The organism is Streptomyces sp. NPDC002788 (genome assembly GCF_053592115.1).
Map to the genome: position 1 here is coordinate 27,834 of NZ_JBSFVB010000017.1, position 15,513 is coordinate 43,346.

18 protein-coding genes and 1 pseudogene are annotated in these 15,513 nt (G+C 69.2%); 8 read left to right on the forward strand and 11 right to left on the reverse strand.

Annotated elements, in window-relative coordinates; genetic code table 11:
• Positions 1–4 precede the first annotated feature (4 nt).
• The gene (locus ACWD1U_RS28175; protein WP_451111672.1) at positions 5–640 is read right to left on the reverse strand and encodes an ATP-binding protein; all 636 of its coding nucleotides are present in this window, start codon (positions 638–640) and stop codon (positions 5–7) included.
• Positions 641–855: 215 nt separating this feature from the next.
• Between ACWD1U_RS28175 and ACWD1U_RS28180 the strand changes: the two genes are divergently transcribed.
• Positions 856–1,701, forward strand: a complete 846-nt coding sequence (locus ACWD1U_RS28180) for a helix-turn-helix domain-containing protein (protein ID WP_451111673.1) — start codon at positions 856–858, stop codon at positions 1,699–1,701.
• Positions 1,702–1,929 (forward strand): DUF397 domain-containing protein, encoded by a 228-nt coding sequence (locus ACWD1U_RS28185; RefSeq protein WP_451111674.1) that lies wholly within the window; start codon positions 1,702–1,704, stop codon positions 1,927–1,929.
• Between the two features lie 50 nt (positions 1,930–1,979).
• On the opposite strand, the gene ACWD1U_RS28190 is transcribed toward ACWD1U_RS28185, so the two are convergent.
• A complete protein-coding gene (locus tag ACWD1U_RS28190) occupies positions 1,980–2,330 on the reverse strand; it encodes a hypothetical protein (RefSeq protein ID WP_451111676.1) in 351 nt (116 codons plus the stop codon).
• A 221-nt stretch (positions 2,331–2,551) separates the two neighbouring features.
• Here ACWD1U_RS28190 and cutA point away from each other — a divergent pair, with 221 nt between their 5' ends.
• Positions 2,552–2,878: a divalent-cation tolerance protein CutA gene (gene cutA / locus ACWD1U_RS28195; protein ID WP_451111677.1), complete on the forward strand. Its 327-nt coding sequence runs from the start codon at positions 2,552–2,554 to the stop codon at positions 2,876–2,878.
• Between the two features lie 3 nt (positions 2,879–2,881).
• Here cutA and ACWD1U_RS28200 read toward each other — a convergent pair whose 3' ends face one another.
• The gene (locus ACWD1U_RS28200) at positions 2,882–4,213 is read right to left on the reverse strand and encodes a twin-arginine translocation signal domain-containing protein (RefSeq protein WP_451111679.1); all 1,332 of its coding nucleotides are present in this window, start codon (positions 4,211–4,213) and stop codon (positions 2,882–2,884) included.
• Positions 4,214–4,497: 284 nt separating this feature from the next.
• Between ACWD1U_RS28200 and ACWD1U_RS28205 the strand changes: the two genes are divergently transcribed.
• Positions 4,498–4,959, forward strand: a complete 462-nt coding sequence (locus ACWD1U_RS28205) for a glycine-rich domain-containing protein (RefSeq protein WP_451111680.1) — start codon at positions 4,498–4,500, stop codon at positions 4,957–4,959.
• A gap of 82 nt (positions 4,960–5,041) precedes the next feature.
• The gene (locus tag ACWD1U_RS28210; RefSeq protein WP_451111682.1) at positions 5,042–5,857 is read left to right on the forward strand and encodes a hypothetical protein; all 816 of its coding nucleotides are present in this window, start codon (positions 5,042–5,044) and stop codon (positions 5,855–5,857) included.
• 204 nt (positions 5,858–6,061) lie between these two features.
• On the opposite strand, the gene ACWD1U_RS28215 is transcribed toward ACWD1U_RS28210, so the two are convergent.
• The 5 genes from ACWD1U_RS28215 to ACWD1U_RS28235 all read right to left on the reverse strand — a co-directional run bounded on the left by ACWD1U_RS28215 (position 6,062) and on the right by ACWD1U_RS28235 (position 9,041).
• Positions 6,062–6,448 carry a VOC family protein gene (locus tag ACWD1U_RS28215; protein WP_451111683.1) on the reverse strand — a complete coding sequence of 129 codons (387 nt, stop codon included), beginning with the start codon at positions 6,446–6,448 and terminating at the stop codon, positions 6,062–6,064.
• A gap of 72 nt (positions 6,449–6,520) precedes the next feature.
• A complete protein-coding gene (locus ACWD1U_RS28220) occupies positions 6,521–7,012 on the reverse strand; it encodes a MarR family transcriptional regulator (protein WP_451111685.1) in 492 nt (163 codons plus the stop codon).
• A gap of 67 nt (positions 7,013–7,079) precedes the next feature.
• On the reverse strand, positions 7,080–7,877 hold the full coding sequence (locus ACWD1U_RS28225; protein ID WP_451111686.1) for an alpha/beta fold hydrolase: 798 nt from the start codon (positions 7,875–7,877) through the stop codon (positions 7,080–7,082).
• A 108-nt stretch (positions 7,878–7,985) separates the two neighbouring features.
• Positions 7,986–8,483 carry a DUF2267 domain-containing protein gene (locus ACWD1U_RS28230; protein ID WP_451111688.1) on the reverse strand — a complete coding sequence of 166 codons (498 nt, stop codon included), beginning with the start codon at positions 8,481–8,483 and terminating at the stop codon, positions 7,986–7,988.
• Between the two features lie 135 nt (positions 8,484–8,618).
• Positions 8,619–9,041: an Hsp20/alpha crystallin family protein gene (locus tag ACWD1U_RS28235; protein ID WP_451111690.1), complete on the reverse strand. Its 423-nt coding sequence runs from the start codon at positions 9,039–9,041 to the stop codon at positions 8,619–8,621.
• Between the two features lie 235 nt (positions 9,042–9,276).
• On the opposite strand from ACWD1U_RS28235, the gene ACWD1U_RS28240 reads away from it, so the two are divergent.
• Positions 9,277–9,588, forward strand: coding sequence for a hypothetical protein (locus tag ACWD1U_RS28240; RefSeq protein WP_451111691.1), 312 nt, complete (start codon positions 9,277–9,279; stop codon positions 9,586–9,588).
• Between the two features lie 286 nt (positions 9,589–9,874).
• Positions 9,875–10,210 (forward strand): annotated as a pseudogene (locus ACWD1U_RS28245) (alginate lyase family protein); the annotation flags it as partial.
• Positions 10,211–10,266: 56 nt separating this feature from the next.
• Here ACWD1U_RS28245 and ACWD1U_RS28250 read toward each other — a convergent pair.
• The gene (locus ACWD1U_RS28250; RefSeq protein WP_451111693.1) at positions 10,267–11,787 is read right to left on the reverse strand and encodes an MFS transporter; all 1,521 of its coding nucleotides are present in this window, start codon (positions 11,785–11,787) and stop codon (positions 10,267–10,269) included.
• A gap of 53 nt (positions 11,788–11,840) precedes the next feature.
• Entirely contained in the window at positions 11,841–13,181 is a 1,341-nt protein-coding gene (locus tag ACWD1U_RS28255) for a DUF445 domain-containing protein (RefSeq protein ID WP_451111695.1), read from the reverse strand.
• A 194-nt stretch (positions 13,182–13,375) separates the two neighbouring features.
• Here ACWD1U_RS28255 and ACWD1U_RS28260 point away from each other — a divergent pair, with 194 nt between their 5' ends.
• Complete coding sequence (locus ACWD1U_RS28260; RefSeq protein ID WP_451111697.1) at positions 13,376–14,710, forward strand: SGNH/GDSL hydrolase family protein; 1,335 nt, start codon at positions 13,376–13,378, stop codon at positions 14,708–14,710.
• A gap of 47 nt (positions 14,711–14,757) precedes the next feature.
• On the opposite strand, the gene ACWD1U_RS28265 is transcribed toward ACWD1U_RS28260, so the two are convergent.
• Entirely contained in the window at positions 14,758–15,483 is a 726-nt protein-coding gene (locus ACWD1U_RS28265) for a DUF1707 SHOCT-like domain-containing protein (protein ID WP_451111698.1), read from the reverse strand.
• Positions 15,484–15,513 lie beyond the last annotated feature (30 nt).

Sequence of the window (15,513 nt, forward strand, 5' to 3'; positions counted from 1 at the left end):
GCGGTCAGGCGGCGGCAGCCACTTCGGCTTCATAGTGCACTTGTGCCCGGTCGAGTACGTCATCCGGGTCTTGGCCCTGGGCGGCGGTCCAGTGCAGCAAGTCCGCGATCAGCTCGACCGCAGATTCCTCAAGGAGAACCGACTTGCTGCGACCTTCCGCAGCCATGGCGGGGTGGCCCTCTCTGTACCACTCAAGCGCTCCGCGAGCCCGCTCGGCACGTCGGCACACAGCCGTCGGCTGTGCAGCGATCTCACACCACACGGACTTGCCGGCAGCCGTGAGGACGGCCCCCCAGTCCGCCGCCAGAGCCGCGAGCAAATGGAGGCCGCGCCCGCATTCCTCGTCACAGCGAGCCCTCACGGGAGTCGGCAGGACACGGCTCTTGTCGTGGACCTCGACGCGCAGGCGTTCATACCGCCACTCCAGGATGAGTGTCGCCGGGGCGCCCTCTCCCACGTGTTTGATGACGTTCGTGACGAGTTCCGTCACCAGCAGCTCCGTCTCTTCCGCCGCAGAAGACACGCCCCATCGGGCAAGCTGTGCGACGGTGGCTCTGCGCAGCAGACGGACTTCCGTGGGCTCCGCCTCAAACGGCAGGACACAACGGAGTCCGGGTTCGGTGACTTGCCAGCCTGACATTGGGCCACTCCTCCCTCCCATGCCACGCACCTAGTGCGCTGCCGTATTCGTACGGCTGCATTGCGTAGCGACCTGTCGAGCATGGCACAGAGAAGTCTCACTATGTAACTTCTCATGAGAACCTATCGGGTGAATCTGATGGTGGCGCGGCGCCCCGCTGCCTAGCCTGATGAAGATTTCCGGGCCCGCCACCCAACGCTTGGCGAAGGAGCTGCATGTCCGAGCGGACTACCACCCGTCGGCGACAACTGGGCGCGATGTTGAGGAAGTTGCGTGCCCGGCAAGGGCTGACACTTGAGGAGGCCGGCCGACGCGTCGACGTGTCCAAGGCAACAGTCAGCAGGTACGAGACCCAGTCCGGACCGGTCAAGTGGATCCTCGTCGATGCACTGTGCCGCGAGTACGGGGCGACGGATACCGAACGCGACGCCATTGTCCGACTCGCCAAGGACGCCAAGCAGCAGGGCTGGTGGAGCTCCTTCGCTGACGCCATCCCTGAAAGCATGAACCTCCTGCTCACGCTGGAGGACGAGGCAGTAAGCGAGAACCACTTCTCCTGCGTGTACGTCCCAGGCCTCCTACAGACGCGTGCCTACAGCACTGCGCTGCAGAGAGCCAACGAGGTGCCGCTGGAGTCGACGGAAATCGAGCGGCTGGTCGACATCCGCATGAAACGGCAGGAGATCCTCACCCGCACAAAGCCGCTGCGCCTCTGGGCGATCCTCGACGAGTCAGTGATCCGCCGGGTTGTCGGTTCACCCGAGGTCATGCGAGAGCAGCTCGACCGGCTACTCAAGGCGAACGAGTCTCCTCACATCACACTCCAGGTGCTGCCCTTCTCGCAGGGTGCCCATGCGGCAGCGCTGGGGAGCTTCGTCATCATCGGCGGCCCTCAACCAGCCCTCGATGTGGTGTATGTCGACTTCCATACGGGCTCTCTCTTCCTGGAAAAGGAAGCAGAACTGGAGCGGTACAGACTTGCGTTCGAGTACCTCCGCGCACAAGCGTTGGACATGGAGGCTTCCTCCGCCCTGATCCATCGCGCCCGCAAGGAGCTATGAATGGCCGCCGGTCCCCAGATCGCCTCCGAGCCCAGGTGGTTCAAGTCGTCCTACAGCGGCGGCAACACCACAGAGTGCGTGGAGTGCTCATACAGCGCCAACGGTGCGCTCATACGCGACTCCAAAATCTCAAGGGGACCCATCGTCCACGTCGGGAACGAGGCATGGCGGTGCTTCATACGAGCGATGAGCAGCTCGCCATGGCCCGCGTACTCGAGAACGCCTTGAAAGTCGTGCCCGTTGCTGACGTGCGGTGATCGAAGGGCCCGGGACGCGACCTAGTGCAGCCCCTTCTCGAACCGGTACTGCTCGACCAGTTCCTCCCACTCATCGGCGTCGCCTTCGCTCAGGGTAATGGGCCGTTCCTCCCCCACGAGCGTGCGCACCCGGAGTGCCACCTGTGTGGCCTGGCCGCTGGACGTATACACGCCCAGAACGAGAGCGGTGGAGTCGTCGGGGCCCCCGCCGGCGACGGTAAAGCTCCAGGGGACCTCGCACGGCGGCGCGTGGTCGGGGTCCGGGCACAGGAGGCGTTTGATCGGGTCCTGGAGGGCGAGCGCCTCCTCCGTGCTCGGGTGTCCGGCGATGCGGATCTCGTACACCCGTGATTGGTCTTTGGCCGGTGACAAGCGCCCCTCCTAGTTCGGCTCAGCGGCCTCAGACCGTAGAGACCACCGCGTACTTGCGCACCAGGTTTTGCCTCGGCAGAGGGGGTGAACGCGTTCGAGCCGTGCCAGGCGCAGTCATTGACCGCCATGCTGTCCCGCTCCCGAAGGCGCGGTTAGCCGCCCTAGTGACGGACCGATCGGGCCCGGTGCCCCGCTCTCCGCAGGTCGATAAGCTCGCGGGCATGACTGACTTCGTGCAGGTATCCACAGCGACGGAAACCCGTGAACAAGCGGTCGAACTGGCCCGATCGGTCGTCCAAGGCAGGCTCGCTGCGGGCGCCCAGATCGTCGGCCCAGTGACCTCCGCCTTCTGGCACGACGGCGAGTTCGGCACCGGCGAGGAGTGGCAACTGCTCCTCAAGACCCAGCAGAGCCGGTACGCGGCTCTGGAGACACACCTGCTCAAGCATCATCCATGGCAGAACCCGGAGATCGCGGCCGTGCCGATCGTGGGAGGCTCGGAGGCCTGCCTGCGGTGGCTCACCACTCACACGACGCCCGGCGAGTAGGCGTCACGCCCTAGCCTTGTCCAAGACCTCGGCGACGGCTGGGAGTGCCTGGTGCTCGCTCAGCCGTTGCAGTAGGGAGGCAAGGCGCTGCCGTGGCCGTACAGAGGCAACCCCGGAGGCGAGGTCGAGCGCTCGGTTCGTGACCGAGGCCGCCTGCTCGACCTCTCCGGCGGTCAGGTAGGAGTCGGCGAGCCAAGACAGGTAGAGGCTTTTGTCCCGCGCGTGCGCATCGTCGTACTGGGCGAGCGCGGCTTCGAGCACGGGGACTGCGCGGAGAGGTCGGCGCAGCTCCGTCCAGCACCGGCCCGTCATGATCTGTAGTTCGGCTTGGTCGACCCACGCCACCCAGTCAGGCTGCCGGTTGTCGCCGTCGACCTCGGTCAGGGCATTCTGGGCAGCCTCCAGAGCCCGCTCCGTCTCCACGTCGTTGCCCGCCACGGCGTGCGCCCACCCGAGCCGCTCATGAAGCAACGCGCGAACACCAGGAGCCGCGCCCGGCCCTGCCTCGTTCACGGAGCGGGTGGCGATCTGGATGCCCGCTTGGCGGTCGCCGTTGAGGGCCTGGTAAGCAAGGAAGGCGAGCGCGTTGCCTGCCAACTCGGTGTCCCGAGCGTCGACCGCGGCCCTGTGGCTGTCTTCGTACAGGCCGGCCGCGTCCCGGTGCCTACCGCTGTCGAACGCTGCCCAACCGGCCTGCTGCGCCTGCTCGGCGAGCACAGAGAGAAGGGCACGCCCTGTCTGATCGGTGTACGTGGCGTCGCGCAGGAGCGCCTTCGTAGCCGTGTACTCGCCGACGTATACCCGGTACGTGTCGCCACCGCCGAGGACGTCATCAAGACGGCGCAGGCGCGCCGTCCGCTCACGTAGCCGCTTGGGGTAGTCACTTCCGATCCGGCTGCCCAGGCGTGGGTGCGCCAACTCGGGCAGACCGACCGCGAGCCCAGCCGCGGCCGAGGTCTTAAGGAATTTCCTGCGCCGCACTCCCTCTCCGTCCCCGTCGAGTCCAAAAGCAGATGCCGGAAAGGCCCTGTGCGGCGAGGTCGGCCTCTCCCAGTCTCGGGGGGCGAGGCCGAGCAGCTGCCCTGGGATCCGTAAGGCATCCGCGATACGCGTGATCTTCTCGAACGTTGTCACGCTCCCCTGCCCCCGCGCCAGAAGTCCGACGCGGTCCGGCTTCATATCGCACTCGGCTGCGATCTTCGAGTAGCTGATCTGAGCCTCGGCGCGTGCGAGACGGAAAACTGTGCCGAAGTCGTGAGCCGCAAGCGCGGCCAGCATGTCCGCCCGCTCGAACAGTCGGCGCGGTAGTGCGGTTGGCGGTTCGTAACCGGTCATCAAGGCTCCCGTCACACCGTGCGTGTCGCTGCAAGGGAAGCAACCTACCCATGACGGGGATACCCGCAGACGGGAAGTCAGCAGCGCATCCGGCTGGCAGGTTGAGGCGCTCAGACCCGGTGACATGGCAGGGCCCCGGGCGTGGTCAACGCTGCTGAGGAGCGCCCGGCATCATGCCGCACCTACCGGGCGACACAGTCCCCCGCCCCGCACCCATAGCGCTGCAGCGGGGGGGAATGCACCACGCCCATCCGAAGCACATCCGACTCAAGGAGGCAGGGCACGTGACCACGATGAAGGAACGCCCCACGACCGACCCCCGCAGGCTGCTCGGCGCAGAGATGCGGGAGACCCTCGCATCCAGCATGCTCGACAAATTCCCCCAGCTGACGCCGGAGAAGGCCGACCGCGGCGTGGGGCAGATGCTCGCCTTCCTCGCAGCATGCGCATACGCCGGCCGGCCGCTCAGCCCCTCACCGCTCGTCGACGACTTCTGGCACGCCTTCCTCCTCCACACCCAGGCGTACCGGGAGTTCTGTGAGGAGAAGTTCGGGCGCTTCCTTGACCACCAGCCCGGCTTCCTCGACAGGGCGGAGCACGGGGGCGGCAAGGCGCTCCGGGCCCGGACGGTCGACGCCATCACCCTAGCCGGGTACGAGATCGACCTGGAGTTCTGGCCCGAGCTGGATCTCGCCGACTGTTCGCAGTGTCACGCCAACTGCTCCGACAGTCCGAACCATCCCTGACGAGACAGGCCCCCGGTCTGTGTCACCCTGTGGCCAGGCCGGGGGCTGTCCCGTTTCGCTCGACCCGTCACAGGAGACCGCGGTGAACCGCATCGAATGGCAGGACCTCCCCTCTGCGACCCGGGCCGCCGTCGAACAGCACATCGGCCCGGTCAAGACGGCCGAGAACCCGCCGCACGGCGTCATGTCCCGGCTCGCCTGCATCGTCCGGACATCGACGGGTCGAGCGTTCGTCAAGGGAACCCGCCAGGACGACCCACAGGCATGGGTGTACCGCCACGAGGCGGACGTCACGCGCTTCGCCCCCTGCGCGCCCAAGGTGCTGTGGGCAGCCGACGCCGGCGGCTGGCAGCTTTACGGGTACGAGTACGTCACCGGCCGCCACCCGGACCTAAATCCCGGCTCCACCGATCTCGGCCCACTCGTGCGCACCCTCGCCGTACTGTCCGAGGCGCCCTGGCCCGAGACCCTGCGCAAAAAGCCGCTCCACTCACGCTGGAGCGAGTTTCTGCCCGAGGACGTACCGCCCTACCTCCAAGGCGAAGGACTCGCGCACACGGACATGTCCCCGCACAACATGCTGATGACCCCAGCGGGCGACCTGCTGCTGCTGGACTGGGCCCTTTCCTGCCCCGCACCTGTGTGGGCAGACACCGCACTAATCATCCCCCGGCTCATCTCCGCCGGCCACGCACCGAAGCAGGCAGAGACGATCGCCTGGCAGGTTCCCGCGTACCGCGCTGCCGCCCCTGCCGCCGTCGACGTATTCGCGCACACCGTCTACGCCGCTTGGTCGGACTGGGAGCGCACCCGCCCGATGCCCCATAGGGCCGCGCTCACCGCCGCCGCCCGGGACTGGGCGGCGTACCGCGACTCAGTCGCCCACGTCGGTACATGATCACCTGTACAGGGCCTGGGCATCCTTCCTGAGGCGCTGAACTGCTGGTTGGCCAAGCGGTACTCACGACCGCCCGGTTCTCACGACGTTGGCGGTTCAGGGGCGAGGGTGGGGCGGCGGGGCCCGGTGAGTGGGGGGTCGCGGAAGCGTGGCCGGGTGGCGTGTTCGGGAGGGGGAGCGAGGTCAGGACACACTCGCACCTTCTCAGTCCTCCGTTTTGTCCAGTTCTCCTCGCTCGACGCAGAACTCATTGCCCTCCGGGTCCGCCATAACCACCCAGCCCCGGCCGTTCGGGAGGGTGCGGTCCGTCAGGATCCGGGCGCCGAGGGAGACCGCGCGTTCGACCTCCTCGGCGCGGGTGCGGCCTGTGGGGCCCAGGTCGAAGTGGATGCGGTTCTTGGCTGTCTTGGCCTCCTCGACTCTGACGAAGAGGAGGCCGGGCACTCCGTTGGGGAGTTCGACCAGGACCTCGTCGTCGCCGGGCTTGTCGATGTCGGAGATCGGGTGGCCCAGGAACTCGGACCAGAAGCGGGACAGTTCGTAGGGCTCGCCCGTGCAGTCGAAGGTGATGTGGCGGATGGTCGGGTTCAACGGCCCTCTCCCTCAGAGGTGTTCTGCGAGGTGCGTCTCGCAGGATGCGTGGGGAGGCCGGGGCCTGTCGAACTATTTGGGGTTCTCGGGCAGGTTTCCGTCGCCGCCCAGGTTGGCGACCATCCGGCGCAGGACGTTGATCGTGGTGATGAAGTCGGCCTGGGCGATGCCCTCGTGGGCCTGGGTGTGGACGCGGAGGTTGCGTTCGCGGGCGCGGAGACGGCCGGCCTCGCCCTCCTCGGTGAAGGTCATGGCGCCCGTCGCGTCCTCGGTCAGCCAGCCCCGGCTGATGAGGTCGTCGTAGACCGCGTCGAAGTCGGTGTCCTGGTCGTCGTAGGGGGTCAGGCGGTCGGTCAGGGTCGCGCGGGTCCATGAGCCGGGGGCGCCGGACGCGTGGTTGAGGGTCCGCCAGTGGAACTGGGTGAGGCCCTCCACCGCCAGTTGGGCACGGAGGGCTCCTACCACCAGGCGGTAGGCCTGGCCCGTCCATGCGCCGATCGGCTGGGCGGCCAGCTCGTCGTGGGTGTACTCCTTGAGGTCCTGTTCCTTCGTGTGCGCGCTCACGCGTTCCCCTCCCGTGGTTGCCTGGACACGATCAACGTAGAACCTCGAGTTTGGTTGAGCTCAAGGGTCAGCCGATGAAGGTCCTGATCGCTTCGTACAGGCGGTCCGGCTGGTCCAAGTGGACGTCGTGGGCCGCGTCGGGGATGCGTGTGAGCCGGGTGTGCGGGCGGTGGGTGAGCATCGTGGCCGGTTCGTCGGGGCGCATCGTGCCGTGTTCGCCCTGGATGAGGAGGGTGGGACAGGTGATGCGGGACCACTCGGTCCAGTAGGCCGTGGTGGCCAGTTCGGCGACCGTGTCGATGATCGTGGTGCGGTCCCACGCCGGATACCAGCCGTCTTCTCGTTTCTCCAGGCTTCTCGCCCAGGCCTCGTGGCCCAGGAAGGCCTCCGCCTCATCGAGGGACTTGAATGGGGTCGGCCAGCTGTCCAGCCAGGCCGCGATCTGGTCGGGGAGGCCGGGGGCCGGGCCGGCCGGGCCCGCTTCGACCAGGATCAGGGACTGCACCAGGTGGGGGTGGGCCGCGGCCAGCAGCAGGGCCGTGTGCCCGCCCAGGGACTGGCCCAGCAGGGTCACGGGGGCCAGGCCCAGTTCCTCGATCAGGGCTACGGCGTCCTGGACATGGGCCGCGCGGGTCGCGGTCGCCGGGGTGCGGGTGCTGGCGCCGTGGCCTCGGGCGTCGTACGTCACCACGCGGTGGCCGTCGGCCGACAGCCGCGCGGCGAGCGTGTCCCACTCGCCCTGGTGGCCTGCCAGGCCGTGCTGGAGGAGGAACGTCGCCGCGGGTTCCCCGGCGGGGCGGTGGTCTCTGTGGGCGAGGTGCGTGCCGTCGGGGGTGGTGAGGGCTGCTGACCTCGTGCGGGTCAAGTGGCGGCTCCTGGCGGTGGCTTGGCCGTCTGCCCGACGGCCACCGTCGGCCTCGGCGGTGGCCGTCGTACCGGGTGTCTTGCGCGGTGTCGTACCCGGATCCGGGGCCTACGCCGCCGGACTCAGGTCCGCCCGGCCGAACAGGAGGGCGTAGCCGGCGGGGAGTTGGGCCAGGATGCGGGTCACCAGGTCGTCGCCGACCAGGGACGGCAGCACGCTGAGGACGGAGCTGACGTCCCAGCGGGCGGTGGCCGGGGTCGCTCCCTCGATACGGGCCGCGACGGAGTCGACGAACTCCGCGGCGGTGAGCCGGCGCGTGGCCGGGATCTGGGAGGCGACCACTCTGGCGGCCTCTTCGGGCAGGGCGCGGGCGAGGTCGACCCGTTCGTCGCCGATCACGTGACCGCCGAGGGCGGACAGGACGATACGGGTGACCCGCTCGGCCTCCGGCCTGGTGGCGTACTGCCCCGCTTCCTGCACCGCTTCGACCAGCCGGGCCCAGGCGTTGTCGTCGCCTCGGGCCTGGCGGTCGTGCGGCGGGGCGGGGATCAGGGTCTTCGGGGCCGTGGGTGTCGTCGTCACACTGGGCACCGTCGTCACGCTCATCTGCGGGTCTTCCTCCGGATCCGGTGCTGCCTCGTGCCGCCGGGATCCGATACCGGCGGCACGCGGCGTGGGTGAGGTGCGGGGCCGCCCCGGGGGGACGCCCTCGGGACAGCCCTCGCGCGTGGGTGGGTACGGTCAGCCGCTGAGCTGCCTGCGCGCGTCGCCGCCCGTGATCTGGATGCGGCGGGGCTTGGCCTGTTCGGCGACGGGGATGCGCAGGGTCAGGACGCCGGCCTCGTACGAGGCGTCGATGCGCTCGGTGTCCAGCGTGTCGCCGAGGAAGAGCTGGCGGGTGAAGGTGCCGGTGGGTCGCTCGGCGACCAGCGGTTCCGCACCCTCGGGGGCCGGCGACCTGCGCTCGGCTCGCACGTTCAGGACGTTGCGCTCGACGTCCAGCTCGATCGTCTCGGGGTCGATGCCGGGGAGATCGAAGTGGACGAAGAAGTCGTCCCCGGAGCGGTAGGCGTCCATCGCCATCGCGGACGGGCGGGTGGCGGAGCCCAGGACCTGCTGGGTGAGGCGGTCGAGTTCACGGAAGGGGTCCGTGCGCATGAGCATCACTGGTCACTCCTCTCTTCAGACGCAGTAGGTGCGATGCCCAACGTTCTGCGTCTTCTTATATAGCTCGGAGGAGGAAAGTTGACAACCCCAGGCTCAGGTTGGGGTGCGCGCTTCCTGTGCCCTGGCGCATGTGCCCCGCGGCGCGGGAGCTAGCCTCAAGATCTCGAGCAGGGCCCGGAGCAGAGCTGAGAGCTTGGGCGCGGCACAGGATCGCAGGACGCGGGAGGCAGGTATGGCGAAGGTTCCGAGCGCGGTGGTGGCCGCGAGTGGGCTTGTGGGCGGGTACGGCGTGGCCCGCTGGACCAGGCAGCGGCCGCTCGGCGGGGTCGTCCTCGCCGTCGCCGGGGCGGCGGCCGCGCGGCAGTGGCGGCAGCAGGCGGGTGGGGTGGCCGCGGGCGCCTTGTCCGCCGCGTACGTCGCCGCCTTCGCCGGGTCGCACCCCCTGGCCAGGAAGGTGGGCGCCTGGCCGGCCGTCTTCGGGGTGGCGGGGGCCGTGGGGCTGGCGTCGTGGGTGGTGGCGGATCGGCAGCGGCCCACCGCGTAAATGTGTGCACAGCGAAGAACCCGGCCCTGAATCCCAGGGCCGGGTTCTTGTCGGAGCGCCGGGCAGGCCTTGCACCTGCATTTCCCCACAGGAAGTGGGGCGTCTTTCCTTGGACCACCAACGCACTGTCCGCCAGCCGGAGTTCCGGCGGCTGGACGCAGATCAACTATAGCGCAGTTTTTGTTATCGCCCTCACCGTCCGGGCGTCTCCTCGCCGTCCCCCACAGGTGAGCGACTTACGACGCCGAGGTACGACGACGTGACACGACAGTTCAGCCGCCGGAGCATGCTGAAGGCCGCGGCAGCCGGAGCCGTGGGAGCCGGGATGGGCACGGCCGCGCCGGCCGCCGCTGCCGGCTTCGCTCACCCCGGACTGCTGCACACCAGGACCGACCTGGACCGCATGGCCGCCAAGGTGAAGGCGGGCGCCAGAGCGTACACGGCCGGGTTCGCCGCGCTCACCGCCAACCGGCACGCGCAGAGCGGCTGGCAGCCGAACCCGCAGGCCACCGTGTACCGGGGGTCGGGTACGCCGGAGAACTACCGGATCCTCTACAACGACCTCCACGCCGCCTACCAGAACGCCCTGCGGTACCACGTGAGCGGGGAGGAGGCGCATGCGCAGCGCGTCCGTCCGCGGCCGGCGGCAGTCGCACGTCCCTCTGCGCCCCTACGCCCCTACGCAGTCACCGGCCTCGATCCCCGGGTGCCGGCGTCGTCGTCTCCCGGGCCGTTGCCCGTCTGCTTCTCCGCAGCCGTCAGCGGGTGGGCGATGTCCTCCAGGGAGCGGCGTTCCGCCTTCACCGCCAGGAGCACCGCCACCAGCCCGGCCAGGCACATCAGCGTCGCGCCGATCGAAAAGGCGAGGACCGTGTCGGCGACGACGCCGGTCTCCGTGAGCTTGGCGAAGAGGAGCGGGCCGCTGATGCCGCCGGCCGCGGTGCCGATGGCGTAGAAGAAGGCGATCGACATCGCCCGGGTCTCCATGGGGAAGACCTCGGAGACCGTCAGGTAGGCGCTGGAGGCGCCGGCCGACGCGAAGAACAGGACCGCGCACCAGCACGCCGTCATCGTGGTCGCGCTCAGCAAGCCCTGGTCGAAGAGCCAGGCCGTGCCGAAGAGGAGCAGGCCGGACAGGAGGTACGTGCCGGAGATCATCACGCGGCGGCCGACCGTGTCGAAGAGCTTGCCCAGGAGCAGCGGGCCGAAGAAGTTGCCGAGGGCGATGACGGCGAAGTAGTAGCCGGTGCTGCCGCTCGGGACGTCGAAGAACGTCGTCAGGATCGCGCCGAAGCCGAAGGTGATCGCGTTGTAGAGGAAGGCCTGGCCGATGAAGAGGGAGAAGCCGAGAATCGCCCGCTTGCGGTAGTCGGAGAACACCGTGCGGCCGATCTCCAGGAAGGAGACGCTGCGGCGCTGGTGGATGGTGATCTCGCCCTCCGCGGGCGGCAGCGGCTTGCCGTTCTCCCGTTCGATCTCCTGCTCGATCGAGGAGACGATGCGTTCCGCTTCGTCGTCGCGGCCGTGGATCAGCAGCCAGCGTGGGCTCTCCGGGACGTGCCGGCGTACGAGGAGGATCACCAGGGCCAGGACGGCGCCGAGTGCGAAGGTCAGGCGCCAGCCGACGTTCGCCGCGAAGATGTCGGTGTCCAGCGCGACGATCGACAGCAGCGAGCCGAAGACCGCGCCCAGCCAGAAGCTGCCGTTGATCATCAGGTCGACGCGGCCGCGGTACTCCTTGGGGATCAGTTCGTCGATCGCGGAGTTGATGGCCGCGTACTCGCCGCCGATGCCGAAGCCGGTGAGGAAACGGAAGAGGAAGAACCACCAGGTGTCGAAGGCGATCGCGGTGAGGGCGGTGGCCGCCAGGTACACCGCGAGGGTGATCATGAAGAGTTTTTTGCGCCCCCATTTGTCGGTCAGGCGGCCCCAGAACAGGGCGCCGGCGCAGGCGCCCGCCACGTAGAGGGCGGCTGCGAGGCCGGTGACCTCGCCGGACGTGATGGGCAGGCCGCTGCCGGGTTCCGACAGGCGGCTCGCGATGTTGCCGACGACGGTGACTTCCAGACCGTCGAGGATCCACACGGTGCCGAGACCGAAAACGATCGTCCAGTGCCAGCGCGACCACGGGAGGCGGTCGAGGCGGGCGGGGATGTCGGTCGTCACGGTTCGGCCGGTCTCGGCCTGCGCGGTGGTCATGGGCTCCCTCCCCATCGAGAAGAACCCGGTTCAGGTGCCCTGAGCGCTTCTTCTTACGCCCCCAGTGCGTGCGACACCGTGTAGATCAGCAGGCCGGCCAGCGAGCCGACGACCGTGCCGTTGATGCGGATGAACTGCAAGTCACGGCCGATGTTCGCCTCGATCTTCCGTGTGGTGTGCTCGGCGTCCCAGCTCGCCACCGTGTCGGTGATCAGGGAGGTGATCTCCTTGCGGTAGGTGGTGACGACGTAGACGGCCGCGTCCTCCACCCACTGGTCGACCTTGTCCTGCACCTTGCGCTCGGCCGCCATCCGGGAGCCCAGCGACAGCAGGGAGGCCCGCACGCGCAGCCGCAGCTCGCTGCGCTCGTCCTCCGCCGCCGCGACGATCATGGACCGTACGGCCGTCCAGGCGCTGGCGATGAGGTCCTGCACCTCGCCGCGGCCCAGCACCTCGCCCTTGAGGCGCTCGATGCGGGCGCGGGTGTCGGTGTCGGACTGGAGGTCGGAGGCGAAGTCGGTGAGGAAGCGGTCGAGGGCGCCGCGCGCGGGGTGGGCGGGCATGTCGCGCATCTCGGTGGTGAAGCGCAGCAGCTCCCGGTAGACCCGCTCGCCGACCTTCCGGTCGACGAACTTCGGCGTCCAGCCGGGGGCGCCGCCCTCCACGGCGTCCATCACCTCGTCGCGGTGCAACACCAGCCAGTCGTGCGCGCGGGTGACGACGAGGTCGACGACCCGTTTGTGGCCGCCGTCCGCGACGACCTTCTCGAGCATCTTGCCGATGCCGGGGCCGATCTCCTGGGCGTTGGCCCGCCGGGTGATGGCCTCGCCGACCACGGCCTGGACGTCGGAGTCGCGCAGGACCGTCAGGGCGCCGCGCAACGCGGTCGACAGCTCGGCGGTGACCCGGTCGGCGTGTTCGGGGACCGCGAGCCAGGCGCCGAGGCGGCTGCCGATGCCGACGGCACGCAGCCGCTGCCGTACGACGTCCTCGGAAAGGAAGTTCTCACCGACGAACTCGCCCAGGGAGACGCCGAGCTGGTCCTTCTTGGTGGGGATGATCGCGGTGTGCGGGATGGGGATGCCCAAGGGGTGGCGGAAGAGGGCGGTGACGGCGAACCAGTCGGCGAGCGCGCCGACCATGCCCGCCTCGGCGGCCGCGGCGACATAGCCCGCCCAGGGGCCGGCGCCGGAGTTCTGAGCCCACTTGGCGAGGACGTAGACCACGGCCACGAACAGCAGGAGCCCGGTCGCGGTGAGTTTCATGCGGCGTACGCCGCGCTGTTTCTCCTCGTCCGCCGGACTGAAGGTCGTCATCGCACGGTTCACGGCGACGCCGGTGCGGGCATGCTGCCCTCCGACGCCGCCCTTTTCTTCGGCTTTCGTCCGTTCCATCCGCTCCACCCGCTTGGTGATCCCGCACACATTGTCCCTTCCTGACCGACTCCTGGAACGGAACAGGAGTTCCCGGCGTCTGTCGGGAGGGGGTTTTGCCACGGGGTCCTGTGAACTTCCCCCGGTCCATGACGCATCATGGGCACATCAGATCGGAGCCTTGGGCTCCCATCGCCCGAGGAGAACTACACAGCATGACCCGAGGACGTGGCTACGCCCTCCTGGCCGTGGTCGTCGCAGCGATCGTGGCCCTTTCCACCGCCATATACGTCGGAGCGGCTTCCGACGACGACATGCGCAACCGGGCCGTTCTCGGCGACGGCCGCGCCCCTCACAACTCCGCCGCCCCCGCCTCCACCGGCACCTGGGTCGGCACATGGTCCGCGTCTCCCTCCGCCGGCGAGCCCGGAACCGAGACGACCGGCATGGCCGACCGCTCGGTGCGCAACGTCGTCCACACCAGCGTCGGCGGTACGAGTGCCCGCGTGACGCTGTCCAATCTCTACGGACAGTCGCCGCTGAACATCACGCAGGCCTCGATCGCCGTCGCCGCCGGCAGCGGGACGCCCGCGGCGCTCACGGACACCCTGCGGCAGCTGACCTTCAACGGCGGTCCGGCGGTCGTCATCCCGCCCGGCCGGCAGGTGCTGAGCGACGCGGTGCGGATCGTCATCCCGCACGACGCGGACGTGCTGATCACCACGTACACGCCGACCAGCTCCGGCCCGGTGACGTACCACCGGCACGCCCGGCAGACCTCCTACGCCGCCCAGGGCGACCACACGCAGGACGCGACGGGCACGCCGTACACCGAGCGGACGGGAGCCTGGCGGTACCTGACGGCGCTGGACGTGCTGAGCAACGAGTCCGACGGGACGGTCGTCGCCCTCGGCGACTCGCTGACCGACGGCATCACGTCCACCTCGGACACCAACAGCCGGTGGACCGACGTGCTCTCCGACCGTCTACGCGCGGAGATCGCGGCCGGGCGGGACCTGCCCCGCTACAGCGTCGTCAACCAGGGCATCAGCGGCAACCAGGTCCTCGCCGACGGGCTGGGCCGCCCCGCGGACAACCCCAGCGGGCTGAACCGCTTCGCACGGGACGTACTGGAGCGGACGAACGTCAAGGTCGTGGTCATCGATCTCGGAGTCAACGACATCCTGCGCAACCCGCGGCTCGCGGATCCGAAGGCGATCCTGGACGGACTGCGGACGATGGTGGGGCAGGCCCACGCCCGCGGGGTGAAGGTCGTGGGCGCGACCCTGATGCCGTTCTACGGGCACCGCGGGTACACGGAGGCTCGTGAGGCGGTACGGCAGACCATCAACGCCGAGATCCGCTCGGGGCGGGTCTTCGACGCGGTGGCCGACTTCGACCAGGCGCTACGCGATCCGTACGACCCGCGCAGGCTGCGGCCCGTGTACGACTCGGGGGATCATCTGCACCCCAGCGACAAGGGGTACGCGCGGATGGCGGAGTCGTTCGACCTGGAGACGCTGAAGGGGTCGGCGCCGGCGGAGCTGTAGCCCTGCCCGCCGTCTGCGGGCAGGCGGCGGCGCTCAGAGCTCAGGGCTCAGTGCTCCCAGTGCGAATCCCGGCGGCGGGGCTCGTCCAGCTCCCGTCGCCCCGCCTTGCGCTCCAGCTTCTCCTGCCGCCGCTCCTCGCGGATCCGGAGCGTCTCCGCCCGCGTCGGCTTCCGCTGCACCCCGACCCCGCCCCAGAACGCGAACCCGGTCACGACCACCCGCGGCGCACCCGGCTCGCCCGGTACGCCCTCCTCACGGTGGTCGAAGCCGCCCATGACGCCGATGCCGCGCACGACGACCTCGACCCCGGGCGGCACGACCACATCCACCCCGCCCATGATCGCGACGGCGTTGATCTCGACCTCGCGGTCGGTGAAGTTCGCCTCACGCAGGTCGATCTCCCCGCCGCCCCAGAAGGCGAGGCAGGTGAACCGCCGGGGCATCGTCCAGTGTCCCTTGCGCTGGAAGCCGGACATCACGGCGACGGCCCACGTCGAGGACCCCTCACCGCCGACGATCCGCCCGGACCAGTCCGAACCCGTGACCGCCTCCTTGCTCAGCGACACCACCGGTGCCGTGACGCCCGCGGCGGGCAGATCCCGGGTGATCGGCGCCAGTTCGCCGTACGTCCGTGCCTGGTACGTCGCGTCCAGCCGCTCCTCGAACTCCGCCATGTCCAGACGGCCCTCCGCGAGGGCGTCCCGCAGGATGTCGGCGACCCGTTCGCGGTCGGCGTCGGAGGCGCGGAGGTCCGGGACTGCGTCGTCGGTCATACACAGCAGCCTACGAGTTCACCCCGCCGG

Coding starts and splice junctions, on each gene's coding strand:
- ACWD1U_RS28175 (WP_451111672.1), bottom strand. CDS start 640: ATGTCAGGCTGGCAAGTCACCGAACCCGGACTCCGTTGTGTCCTGCCG.
- ACWD1U_RS28180 (WP_451111673.1), top strand. CDS start 856: ATGTCCGAGCGGACTACCACCCGTCGGCGACAACTGGGCGCGATGTTG.
- ACWD1U_RS28185 (WP_451111674.1), top strand. CDS start 1,702: ATGGCCGCCGGTCCCCAGATCGCCTCCGAGCCCAGGTGGTTCAAGTCG.
- cutA (WP_451111677.1), top strand. CDS start 2,552: ATGACTGACTTCGTGCAGGTATCCACAGCGACGGAAACCCGTGAACAA.
- ACWD1U_RS28200 (WP_451111679.1), bottom strand. CDS start 4,213: ATGACCGGTTACGAACCGCCAACCGCACTACCGCGCCGACTGTTCGAG.
- ACWD1U_RS28230 (WP_451111688.1), bottom strand. CDS start 8,483: ATGAGCGTGACGACGGTGCCCAGTGTGACGACGACACCCACGGCCCCG.
- ACWD1U_RS28235 (WP_451111690.1), bottom strand. CDS start 9,041: ATGCTCATGCGCACGGACCCCTTCCGTGAACTCGACCGCCTCACCCAG.
- ACWD1U_RS28240 (WP_451111691.1), top strand. CDS start 9,277: ATGGCGAAGGTTCCGAGCGCGGTGGTGGCCGCGAGTGGGCTTGTGGGC.
- ACWD1U_RS28250 (WP_451111693.1), bottom strand. CDS start 11,787: ATGACCACCGCGCAGGCCGAGACCGGCCGAACCGTGACGACCGACATC.
- ACWD1U_RS28255 (WP_451111695.1), bottom strand. CDS start 13,181: ATGGAACGGACGAAAGCCGAAGAAAAGGGCGGCGTCGGAGGGCAGCAT.
- ACWD1U_RS28260 (WP_451111697.1), top strand. CDS start 13,376: ATGACCCGAGGACGTGGCTACGCCCTCCTGGCCGTGGTCGTCGCAGCG.
- ACWD1U_RS28265 (WP_451111698.1), bottom strand. CDS start 15,483: ATGACCGACGACGCAGTCCCGGACCTCCGCGCCTCCGACGCCGACCGC.